The 10,498-nt window shown below is 70.3% G+C and carries 9 protein-coding genes; 5 read left to right on the top strand and 4 right to left on the bottom strand.

What is annotated here, in order from left to right:
• A partial coding sequence (locus Q8S40_RS10960) for an ABC transporter substrate-binding protein (RefSeq protein WP_305670416.1) occupies positions 1-712 on the bottom strand: 712 nt, incomplete at its 3' end.
• Between the two features lie 113 nt (positions 713-825).
• Positions 826-1,899 (bottom strand): AI-2E family transporter, encoded by a 1,074-nt coding sequence (locus tag Q8S40_RS10955; RefSeq protein WP_305670415.1) that lies wholly within the window; start codon positions 1,897-1,899, stop codon positions 826-828.
• 159 nt (positions 1,900-2,058) lie between these two features.
• On the opposite strand from Q8S40_RS10955, the gene otnI reads away from it, so the two are divergent.
• The 4 genes from otnI to Q8S40_RS10935 all read left to right on the top strand — a co-directional run bounded on the left by otnI (position 2,059) and on the right by Q8S40_RS10935 (position 5,542).
• Positions 2,059-2,838: a 2-oxo-tetronate isomerase gene (gene otnI, locus Q8S40_RS10950; protein WP_305670414.1), complete on the top strand. Its 780-nt coding sequence runs from the start codon at positions 2,059-2,061 to the stop codon at positions 2,836-2,838.
• A 3-nt stretch (positions 2,839-2,841) separates the two neighbouring features.
• Entirely contained in the window at positions 2,842-3,486 is a 645-nt protein-coding gene (locus tag Q8S40_RS10945; RefSeq protein WP_305670413.1) for a nicotinamidase, read from the top strand.
• Positions 3,487-3,524: 38 nt separating this feature from the next.
• On the top strand, positions 3,525-4,409 hold the full coding sequence (locus Q8S40_RS10940; protein ID WP_371136827.1) for a 2-hydroxy-3-oxopropionate reductase: 885 nt from the start codon (positions 3,525-3,527) through the stop codon (positions 4,407-4,409).
• 257 nt (positions 4,410-4,666) lie between these two features.
• Positions 4,667-5,542, top strand: a complete 876-nt coding sequence (locus Q8S40_RS10935) for a helix-turn-helix domain-containing protein (protein ID WP_304814721.1) — start codon at positions 4,667-4,669, stop codon at positions 5,540-5,542.
• A gap of 37 nt (positions 5,543-5,579) precedes the next feature.
• Here the strand turns inward: Q8S40_RS10935 and Q8S40_RS10930 are convergent, their stop codons facing one another.
• Positions 5,580-8,207, bottom strand: coding sequence for a GNAT family N-acetyltransferase (locus tag Q8S40_RS10930; protein ID WP_305670412.1), 2,628 nt, complete (start codon positions 8,205-8,207; stop codon positions 5,580-5,582).
• Between Q8S40_RS10930 and Q8S40_RS10925 the strand changes: the two genes are divergently transcribed.
• Complete coding sequence (locus Q8S40_RS10925) at positions 8,194-9,282, top strand: alpha/beta hydrolase (RefSeq protein ID WP_305670411.1); 1,089 nt, start codon at positions 8,194-8,196, stop codon at positions 9,280-9,282. The two genes, Q8S40_RS10930 and Q8S40_RS10925, sit on opposite strands and share 14 nt — an antisense overlap.
• Here Q8S40_RS10925 and Q8S40_RS10920 read toward each other — a convergent pair.
• A complete protein-coding gene (locus Q8S40_RS10920) occupies positions 9,279-10,427 on the bottom strand; it encodes an amidohydrolase (RefSeq protein ID WP_305670410.1) in 1,149 nt (382 codons plus the stop codon). The two genes, Q8S40_RS10925 and Q8S40_RS10920, sit on opposite strands and share 4 nt — an antisense overlap.
• Positions 10,428-10,498: the final 71 nt, after the last annotated feature.

Here is a 10,498-nt window from a genome sequence, read left to right as displayed (position 1 = left end):
GCGTGGCGTCCGAGGAGATTGGCCGGAAGATGATTTCCTGCACGTTGGAACGGGCCGCATCCTGCTCCCGCCACCCATACCAGTCCGCATTGCGGCGCAGCACGGTGCGAACGTCATTCTCCCGGGATTCGAGGCGGAAGGCGCCGGTGCCGTTGGTGTTGCGGGTGGTGTGCATCTCCTCCCGCGCCCTGGTGTTCTGCGGGCGGGCCGCCCCGTTCGCCTCGGACCAGGCCTTCGACATCATGTAGACGGAGGCGAACTTGTTCGGGAGGATCGGGTCCGGGACGCGGGTGACGACGTCCACCGTCATCTCGTCCACCTTCACCACATCGGCGATCGTATCGACGAAGATGCCGAAATTGGAGGTGGGCTGGCGGGCGCGGCCGATGCTGAAGACCACGTCATCGGCGGAGAACGCCTCGCCGCCATGGAATTTGACATCCCCGCGCAGCACGAAACGCCAGCGCGTCGGCTCCACCTGGGTCCAGGACAGCGCGAGGCCCGGGCGCAGCGACAGGTCCGGGTTGCGGGCGATCAGCGGATCATAGATCTGCTGGAGCACCATGGTGACGGTCCCGACATTCTGGCTGTGGGGGTCCATGGTGTTGGGATCGCCGCTGGCGGTCCAGCGGACGGTCTGTGCCGTGGCGGGCGCTGGTGCTGTCACCCCCAGCGCAACAATGGCGGCGGCCGCCAGAAGCAGTCTTCGCATCATCCCCGAGCTCCCATTCCTGGGGGGCGGTGGGTCGTTGCGCCCACCTGCCCGCCAGCCTGCCTGCAAGCCTTCGTGCATATCGTGATGCAAACGCCGGCGGAAGGCCGAATTCAAGTCTTCGGACCGACCAGGCTGGTCGCCGCACCATTGCCTGCCCAATCGCGCAGCAGGGTGAAGCCGACCGCCAACAGAACAGGCCCAAGAAACAGGCCGAGGATGCCGAAGCCGATGACGCCACCGATCGCGCCCAGCAAGGTCAGCAGCAGCGGCAGGTCGGCGCCGCGGCTGATCAGCCAGGGGCGGATGACATTGTCCACCGAGGAAATGCCCGCCGCGCCATACACCGCCATGAACAGCCCCCAGCCCGTCTCCCCCTGGGTGAACAGCCAGATCGCGGCCGGCGCCCAGACAAGCGGCGCCCCAACCGGCAGGATGGACAGCACGCCGGCCACCACGCCCAGCAGCACCGGCTGCGGCACGCCGGCAATCCACAGCCCGAAGACCGTCATCGCCCCCTGCAGCACGGCGGTGCCCAGCAGGCCATAGACCACGCCGCGGGTGACGTTGCCGGTCAGCAGGATCAGCCGGCGCGTGCCGGGCCCGGCCATCTTCTCCATCACCGCCTCGGCATGGGCGGCCATGGCGGGGCCGTCGCGGTAAAAGAAGAAGGCCAGGAAGATCGCCATGATCAGTTCCGCCAGGCCGGACAGCACGGCCAGCAGTACCGCCAGCGCGCTGCTCGCGATCTGCCCGGCATAGGGGCTGATGGTCTCGAACAGCCCGGCGAAAGTGGTATCCCAACCACTCAGCAGGCCGCGGAAGGTCTCACCCACGAAGGGCAGGCCGCCGAGCCAGGTGGCCAGCTCCGGCAGGCCGGTGACCAGCGAACGCTCGAAGGCGGCCCGGAGACCTTCGATCTCCTCCCGCGTCGTCGGCGTGGCGAAGACCAGGGGTAGGCCGATCAGCACGAATTCCACCGTCACCATGACCAGCGCGGCGGAACCCGGCCCGAGGCCGGTCTTCTCCCGCAGCATGCGGAAGGCGGGCCAGGTGGTGTAGGCCAGGATCACCGCCCATAGCAGGGCGGAGATGAAGGGCTTGATCACCCAGAAACAGCCGAGCCCCAGCGCGAACAGCGCCGCCAGGCCGAGCAGGCGGGCGGGGCGGATGGATTCCTGGCTCATGCTGGCTCCGGTGTGGGAATCGAGACTTAGCCGAAGCCCCGGCCGGGTGCACCTACTCCGCGCATCACCCCGCAGGCACGCGGCGGGCTTGCCCCCCGGCGGGGGCCAAGGCATCACCCGCGAAACCCCCCAGGGCAAAACTCCAGGAAAGACACTGCCATGCCGCGCTTCGCTGCCAACATCTCCCTGATGTTCACCGAGCTGCCCTTCCTCGATCGCTTCGAGGCAGCGGCCAAGGCCGGCTTCAAGGCCGTGGAATTCCTGTTTCCCTATGATTTTCCCGCCGCCGAGATCGCCAGGCGTTTGAAGGCTAACGGCCTGTCCCAGGTGCTGTTCAACGGCCCGCCGGGGGACTGGAACAAGGGCGAGCGCGGCCAGGCCGCCCTGCCCGGCCGCCAGACGGAATTCAGGGAAGGCTTCAAGAAGGCGCTGGACTACGCCGCCACGCTGCAATGCCCGCGCATCCATGTGATGTCCGGCCTCGCCCCGGCGGGCGTGCCGCATGACACGATGACGGCGACGCTGGCCGCCAACCTGGCCTGGGCGGCGGAGCTGGCGCAGCCGGCCGGCGTGAAGCCGGTTATCGAGCCGATCAACCACCGCGACATCCCCGGCTTCTTCCTGAACACCACCGACCAGGCCGCGGCGATCATCGAGGCGATTGGCGCCGACAGGATCGGCATGCAGTTCGACCTGTATCACTGCCAGATCACCGAGGGCGACATCGTCAAGCGGGTGGAGAAGCACCTGCCGCTGATCGCCCATATGCAGGTGGCGGATAATCCCGGCCGCAACGAGCCGGGCACCGGCGAGGTGAACTGGCCCTTCGTCTTCGAGAAGATCGATGCGCTGGGCTTCCGCGGCTGGATCGGCTGCGAATACCGCCCGGCCGGCGAGACGGTGGCCGGCCTCGGCTGGTTCGCGCCCTACAAGGGCTGAGCCATGCCAGGCGCGCTGCACCCGGTGGAGGATCTGCTGCTGGTGGTGGACCCGCAGCCGACCTTCATGAAGCTGTGCCCGGATGAATTGCCGGTGCCGGGGGCGGAGGCGGTGATCCCGGTGATCAACCGCATCCTGGCCGGGCCAGTCGCGCGTGCCGTGGTGACGCAGGATTGGCACCACCCGGCGCATGCCTCCTTCGCCTCCCAGCACCCCGGCCGGGCGCCCTACGACCAGGTGCGGCTGGACTACGGCGCGCAGGTGCTGTGGCCGGACCATGGCGTGCGCGCCACGCCGGGCGCCGCGATCCATCCGGGCCTCGACCAGTCCAAGGTGGTGCTGGTGCTGCGCAAGGGGTTTCGCCAGGCGATCGACAGCTACTCCGCCTTCCGCGAGAACGACCGCAGCACCGGCACGGGCCTCGCCGAATGGCTGCGGGCGGTCGGCGTGCGGCGGGTCTTCATCGCCGGCATCACCCGGCCCTTTTGCGTGGACTGGACCGCGGAGGATGCGGCCAGCCTCGGCTTCGACACCTGGGTGGTGGCGGATGCCTGCGCCCGCCTCGGCCCGGAGGATGCGCTGGCGGAAAGCCAGGCGCGCCTCGAGACCGCCGGCGTGCGCTTCACCGCCGCCGCCGCCCTGACCTGATCACCCCCACCTGAACACCCCGAACGGAGAGACACGCCATGAAGATCGGTTTCATCGGCCTCGGCATCATGGGCAAGCCCATGGCGCTGCACCTGAAGACCGCCGGCCACGAGATCTGCGCGCCGGACCGCGCCAGCCTGACGGCCGAACTGCGCGCGGCGCTGACCATCCTGCCGGATGCCGCCGCGGTGGCGAAGGCGGCGGAGGTCATCATCCTGATGGTGCCCGACACCCCCGATGTGGAAGCAGCCCTGTTCGGCGCCGGCGGAGTCGCGGAGGGCCTGGCACCCGGCAAGCTGGTGATCGACATGTCCTCGATCAGCCCGACCGCCACCAAGACCTTCGCTGCCCGAGTCGCGGAGAAGGGCTGTGACTACCTGGATGCGCCCGTCTCGGGCGGCGAGGTGGGCGCCAAGAATGCCAGCCTGACCATCATGGTGGGCGGCAGCGAGCCGGCCTTCGAGCGCGCCCGGCCGCTGTTCGAGGCAATGGGCAAGAACATCACCCTGGTGGGCGAGACCGGCGCAGGCCAGACCTGCAAGGTGGCCAACCAGATCATCGTCGCCCTGACGATCGAGGCGGTGGGTGAGGCGCTGGTCTTCGCCAGCAAGGCGGGCGCCGACCCGGCCAAGGTGCGGCAGGCACTGATGGGTGGCTTGGCAACCTCGCGTATACTTGAACTGCATGGCGAGCGGATGATCAAGCGCACATTCGCGCCGGGATTCCGCATCGAACTGCATCAGAAGGACCTGAATCTGGCGCTCCAGGCTGGCAAGGAATTGGGCGTCGCGCTGCCCAACACCGCCTCCACCGCGCAGCTTTTCGCCGCCTGTGCCGCAATGGGCGGCGCAGCGGATGACCATTCTGGTATGGTTAAGGCACTGGAAACACTGGCCGCCCACAAGGTTGCCCCGGACGCCTGAAGCGAAAAGACGCGGAGCGGCGGGTCAGGGCTGCGCCCCCTGACCCGCCAGGCCGGCCGACACGCGCCGCAGGCGCAGCGTCGCAGGGTGTCCACAACTCTTGAGGGTACCCGCTCGCGGCCCGCCACAATTTTTCCGTGTTTTCGGCGTTGCGTTCGGCGCGTCTGTCCCGCATTTTGACATCACCGGCCCGATCCCTGAGATTCTGTCTCCGGCTTTAGGGTTGTATCTTGTTCACGGGACCAACGGGGGATTGCATGCGTTTCGCGGACATAGGGCAGCAATTGCGAGCCTATCGCCTCGAATCCGGCCTCCGCGCCGAGGAAATCGCGGCGCGCCTTGGCGTCTCCCGCGCCGCGCTCTATCGGTACGAGAAGGGCGAGGTCATCAAGCTGGACACGATCCGGCGCCTGGCCGAGCTGTTGAAGATCTCGCCGCTGTCGCTGCTGGGCATCGGGGTGGAATACTTCGCCCGCCCCCTCGCCTTCCAGGAACGGCTGCGGCAGGTCGAGGAACAGGCGGACCAGATCCTGATGGTCGGCGGCGCCTTCTGCTACCAGACCACGACGGATGCCTTCGATGGCGCCGTCGGCGAGGCCTGGACGGAAGCGGCGGATGCCGCGCCGGAACGCCTTCAGGCCCGCGCCAGCGCGGACCAGGCGCTCGGCCTGCTCGCCGCCCGCAAGCGCCTGCACGCCGCCCGCCGCCCGACCATCATCGCCATTCTCGGTGAGGCCGCGCTGCGTCGCTTCCTCCAGGAAGGTGTCGCCGCCGGCATGACGCTGCCCGAGCGCACCCGCCAGCGCTGCCTCGCCGCCGCGCGGGCGGAGGCCGAGGCGATCGCCGTGATGATGGAAAGCGTGCCGATCGGTGTGCAGATCGGGCTTGCCAGCGGCACCGAGCCGACCGGCGGCTTCATGGTCATGCGCGGCCGCGAGCGCGCGCATGTCGTCTCCTCCCCCTTCGCCGCGGACACGCCGCCCAATGGCGGCCTCGGCGTCGGCTCGATCACCGCGGCGGATGAGGCGGTGGCGGCGCATCAGCGCGTGGCGGAGGTCGCCTGGCGCGACGCGATGAAGGGCGCCGCCGCGGCGGCCCGGGTACGGGAACTGATCCGCGCCACGGCCGGCTGAGGGTTCCGGCGGTCAGCCGAGGCGGTCGGAAGAAGGTCTAGACCGGTGCGGACACCCGCCGCCGAGCCTCGACCACATCCTCATCCTCCGCGCAGCGTCGTGTTGTGAAGCCCAGTGCGCGCATGAAGCTCAGCATCGGCACGTTGTCGCTCAGGATCAGGCCGACCACCTCCTCGATCCCGGTGGCGGCGGCCCAGTCGAACAGCCGCTGCATCAGGTGCCGGCCGAGGCCCTGCCCCTTCATGGCGCGGTCCACCACCACGGCGAATTCGGCCGACCTGCCATCGGCCTCCCGGATCAGGCGGGACACGCCGAGCATGTCCTCCGCCCCATCGGCGCGGCGGCGCATGGCGACGAAGGCCATCTCACGGTCGTAATCGATCTGCGTCAGCCGGGCGACCTGCACCGCCGGCAGTTCCCGGAGTTGACTGAAGAAGCGCCAGCGCACATCCTCCGGCGTCAGGCGGCGGAACATCTCGGCATGCGCCTCGGCATCCTCGGGTCGCACCGGGCGGACCATCAGCACCTCGCCGGATTTCGCCGTCCAGGACGCTGCCCATTCCCCCGGATAGGGCGGCACGGCCAGCAGCGCCATCTCGCCCGCCGGGCGCAGCAGGCAGGACGCGTCGGCGGCCATCACCCCGGCAGCATCGGCAAATAGCGGGTTGACGCCAAGCGTCGCGATTTCCGGAAAATCCACCGCAACCTGGGAAAGCCGCACCAGCGCGCCGGCCACCGCATCGAGGTCCACCGCCGGATGGTCGCGGTAGCCCGCCAGCAGCGGCCCGGCGCGGGTTCGCCCGATCAGGCCGCGGGCCAGGGTCTGGTTCAGGGGCGGCAAGTCGAACCCCTCATCGCCCAGTACATCCGCCGCGGTGCCGCCCAGGCCGAAACCGAGGAAGGGGCCGAACATGGCGTCATCGCCGAGGCGCATGCGCAATTCCTGCACCCGGTTCGCGGTGCCCCAGCCAGCCTGGCGCTGCACCAGGAAGCCGGCCAGCCGCGCCGCCGGCCTTTCGCGCGCCGCACGCTCCAGCATCGCCTCCGCCGCCTCCCGCACCGCCTGTGCGTTGCGCAGGCCCAGCGCGACGCCGCCGATCTCCGTCTTGCGGCCGATATCGGGGCTGCGGAGCTTCAGCACGACGGGGAAGCCCAGCGCGCTGGCCGCCGCTTCCGCCGCCGCCACATCCGCGGCCACGCGGCCGGGCACCACCGGCAGGCCATAGGCCGCGAGCACAGCCAGCGCCTCATCCTCGGTCAGCGAAAGCCGTCCCTCCGCCCGCGCGCGGGCGAGCAGCGCGGTGACGGCGGCGCGGTCGGGCTGCAGGGCGAGCACCTCCCGCCCCGGCAGTTCGGCGGCGGCCAGGCGGTTCTGCCGGTCCTGCAGCAGATGCAGCGCGCCGCGCACGGCGCCTTCGGGGGTCGGGAACACGGCCAGGCCGGCGGCGGCGAGGCCACCACGCTGCGCGCCGGCGGTGGCCTGCCCGGCCCAGCAGACCAGGATCGGCGCGGCACGGGTTGCCTTGGCGGCGGCCGACAGCGCCGCGGCCATGGTTCCCGCATCCTCCCCAGCCACCGGGGCGTGCAGCGCAACCACCACATCCACCTGCCGCAGCCCCGCCAGCATTGAAGCGGCCTCGCCCAGCGCCGTGGCGGAGCCCTGGCCGAGGATCAGCGGATTCGCGCCGTGCCAGCCGGGACGCAGCCCGATCTCCAGCGCCGCCAACGCCTCCGGCGGCAATTCCGCCAGCTTCGCGCCGCCGGCCAGCACGCGGTCCGCCGCCAGCAGGCCGAGGCCGGTGGCGTTGGACACCAGCGCGATGCCGCCGCCCGTGGACGCATGCTGCGCGAGCTTCACCCGCGCCAGAGTCTCCGCGGCCGAGAGCAGGTCATCCAGCCCCTCCACCCGCAGCACGCCGGCGCGGCGCAGCGCCGCATCCATCACGGCATCCGAAGTGCCGGAGGGGTCGGCCAGCCTGCCACCGGCGCGGATCGCCACCACCGGCCGCATCCGCGCCGCGGCGCGGGCCGCCGAGATGAACATGCGGCGATTCTTGATGCGGCGAAGTTCCAGCAGGATGGCGCCGGTGCCCGGGTCGCGGGAGAGCCAGTCCAGCGCATGGGCGAAGCCGAGATCGTCATTCTCGCCAATGCCGATGACATGGCTGAAACCCACCGCCTCCGCCTCCGCCCAATCCAGCACGGCGCGGGTGAGCGCGGAGGATTGCCCGACCAGCGCCAGCCTGCCCTTGCGCGGTGCCAGGTGGGACAGCGACGCGTTCAGCCCGAGTCCCGGCACGCAGATGCCGAAGCTGCCCTGCCCCAAGGCCCGCACCCCGGTGCGGCGGGAGATTTCGGTCAGTCCCGGCGCCGGGCCGGGCACCACCACGGCGTGGCAGCCGCGCGCGGACAGCGCCGCCATCGCCGGCTCGATCGCCGCAGGCGCCAGGGACAGCACGGCGAGATCCGGCACCTGCGCCACCGCCGCGATGTCCACGGCCTCGGTCAGCGTGCCGGTGAATCCGCCTTCCCGCAGATTGCGCGCGAGCGGTGCGGAGGCGGGCATGGCGGGGTCGGCCAGCAACAGCACATGGCGCGGGCGGTAGAGCGCCTGCTCACGAAAGCGCACCGCGGAATGCTGGGCCAGGCTGGTGGAAAGGCTCATTGTGCAGCGCACCATGGGCTGTGTGCGCGCCAACAACAAGCCGGATGGGCTTGCCGCGCGGCGCGATCGGTTCTCCGATAGCGCGAAATCGATGAAGGGAACCACCATGCCCGCCCAAGACCCGCGCTGGGACCCGGAGATGCTTGCCTTCAATGCGATGATGGAGGCGGAGGGCGCCAAGCTGCCGCCCATCACCCTGACCCTGCCGCTGGACCAGGCCCGGGCGCAGACCGAGGCGCTGAACGTGCCGCTCTCGGCCGGTGGGCCGCAAATGGCCGAAAGCGCCGATCGCTGGCTGCCGCTGCGCGGCCGGCGCGTGCAATGCCGGCTCCACCGGCCCGGTTCAGGGGCGCCGGGTCCGGTCGCGCTGCCGGTGCTGATCTACATCCATGGCGGCGGCTGGGTCTGGAACAGCATCGACACGCATGACCGCCTGATGCGCGAATACGCCGCCGGCGCCGGCTGCGTCGTGATTGGCCCGGACTATGCGCTGAGCCCCGAGGCACCCTTCCCCCAGGCGCTGGAGGAATGTGCCGCACTGGTCCGCTGGGTGGCGGCCCATGGCGCCGAATGGGGGCTGGACCCCAGCCGCATCGTGGTGGGCGGCGACAGCGCCGGCGCCAACCTGGCGATGGGCGTGGCGCTGCTGCTGCGGCGCACCGACCCTGACCTCAAGCTGCGCGGATTATTATTGAATTACGGGGTGTTCGACGCTGACCTTGAGACGCCGTCGTACAAGGAATTCGCCGATGGCTATTTCCTGACGCGGGAGAAGATGCGCTTCTACTGGAATTGCTACGCGCCCCGCCCGGCCGATCGGCTGAACCCGCTGGCGGCGCCGCTTCTGGCCGATCTCAAGGGCTTGCCGCCCTGTCTTCTACATATCGCTGAACTGGATGTGCTGTGCTCGGAGAATCTGGCGATGGGTGACGCGCTACGCGAAGCCGGCGTGCCGGTGCAGCAGGCGCTATTTCCCGGCACGGCGCATGGCTTCCTGCGCTCGCTGAACCATGTCACGGCCGCAAGGAAGGCGGCGGCGGAAGGCGGCGCCTGGCTGAAGGGGGTGCTGGGCTAGCCGCCCAGCGCCCGCTTCGCCACCTGCGCCAGGAAGCCGCTGGCCACCGGCAGCACCGCATCGTTGAAGTCGTAATGCGGGTTGTGCAACTCGCGCCCGCCCTCTGCTGGGCCGTTGCCGATCCAGACGAAGGCGCCCGGCACTTCCTGCAGGAACCAGGAAAAATCCTCGCCGGTCATGGCCGCCGGCAGGTCGCGGCGCAGGGGGGCCACCTCGGCGGCGGCGGCGGCGGCCAGGTCGCGCTCCGCCGGGCTGTTGGCGGTGACGCCGACGCCCTGGCGCCAGCCGATTTCAGCCCGCACGGCGCAGGTGGCGGCGATGCCGTCGGCCACGCGGTGAAGGCCTTCCCGGATCGCCTCGCCCGCCGAATCGGCCAGCCAGCGGGCGGTGCCCTTCAGCACGACGCGCGCCGGGATCTGGTTCTGCGCCTCGCCACCCTCGACCATGGTCACGCTCACCACGCCGCCGGCCAGCGGGTCCAGGTTGCGGGCGACGATGCTCTGCAGCGCCACGATGCAATGGCCCGCGGCCACCATCGGGTCACGCGACAGATGCGGCAGGGCGGCATGGGCGGCGTGGCCGTCGAAGCCGATCTCGAAGCGCGCGCCAGCCGCCATCACGGCCTTGTCATGCACCGCGATGGTGCCGGCCGGCAGGCCGGGCCAGTTATGCCAGCCGAAGATGCGGTCCATCGGGAAGCGCTGGAACAGCCCATCCGCGATCATGCTGCGGGCGCCGCCGCCGCCTTCCTCCGCCGGCTGGAACACCAGATGCACCGTGCCGGTCCAGCCACCATCCGCCAGCAGCAGCTTGGCCGCGCCGAGCAGCGCCGTGGTGTGGCCATCATGGCCGCAGGCATGCATCACGCCGGGGACGGTGCTGCGATGCGGCAGCGACTCGTTCACCTCCTGGATCGGCAGCGCGTCCATGTCGCCGCGCAGGCCGACGCTGCGGTTGCCGCCGCCGCGCCGCAATGTCGCGACCACGCCATGGCCACCAAAGCCCTCGGTGATCTCGGTGACGCCCATCTCCCGCAGCCGGGCGACCACGAAGGCGGCGGTGCCCTGCTCATGCAGGGTCAACCCGGGGTTGGCGTGCAGATGGCGGCGCCAGCTTGTCAGCGTCTCGGCGAATGCGATGTCCATGCTGTAAAGCTAGCTGCTTCGGCCGATATCCTCCATCCCCGACCTGATCGCCGGGTCATTCGCACGCCGCG

Source organism: Falsiroseomonas sp. (assembly GCF_030695085.1).
Taxonomy (GTDB): Bacteria; Pseudomonadota; Alphaproteobacteria; order Acetobacterales; family Acetobacteraceae; genus Falsiroseomonas.
The sequence above is the reverse complement of the archived record's forward strand: the minus strand, read 5'-3'. Positions and strand labels throughout refer to the sequence as shown.

Bases quoted from the DNA above. Each gene is read 5' to 3' on its own strand.
- Q8S40_RS10945 (WP_305670413.1), top strand. From the start codon at position 2,842: ATGCCAGGCGCGCTGCACCCGGTGGAGGATCTGCTGCTGGTGGTGGAC.
- otnI (WP_305670414.1), top strand. From the start codon at position 2,059: ATGCCGCGCTTCGCTGCCAACATCTCCCTGATGTTCACCGAGCTGCCC.
- Q8S40_RS10935 (WP_304814721.1), top strand. From the start codon at position 4,667: ATGCGTTTCGCGGACATAGGGCAGCAATTGCGAGCCTATCGCCTCGAA.
- Q8S40_RS10940 (WP_371136827.1), top strand. From the start codon at position 3,525: ATGAAGATCGGTTTCATCGGCCTCGGCATCATGGGCAAGCCCATGGCG.
- Q8S40_RS10920 (WP_305670410.1), bottom strand. From the start codon at position 10,427: ATGGACATCGCATTCGCCGAGACGCTGACAAGCTGGCGCCGCCATCTG.
- Q8S40_RS10955 (WP_305670415.1), bottom strand. From the start codon at position 1,899: ATGAGCCAGGAATCCATCCGCCCCGCCCGCCTGCTCGGCCTGGCGGCG.
- Q8S40_RS10930 (WP_305670412.1), bottom strand. From the start codon at position 8,207: ATGAGCCTTTCCACCAGCCTGGCCCAGCATTCCGCGGTGCGCTTTCGT.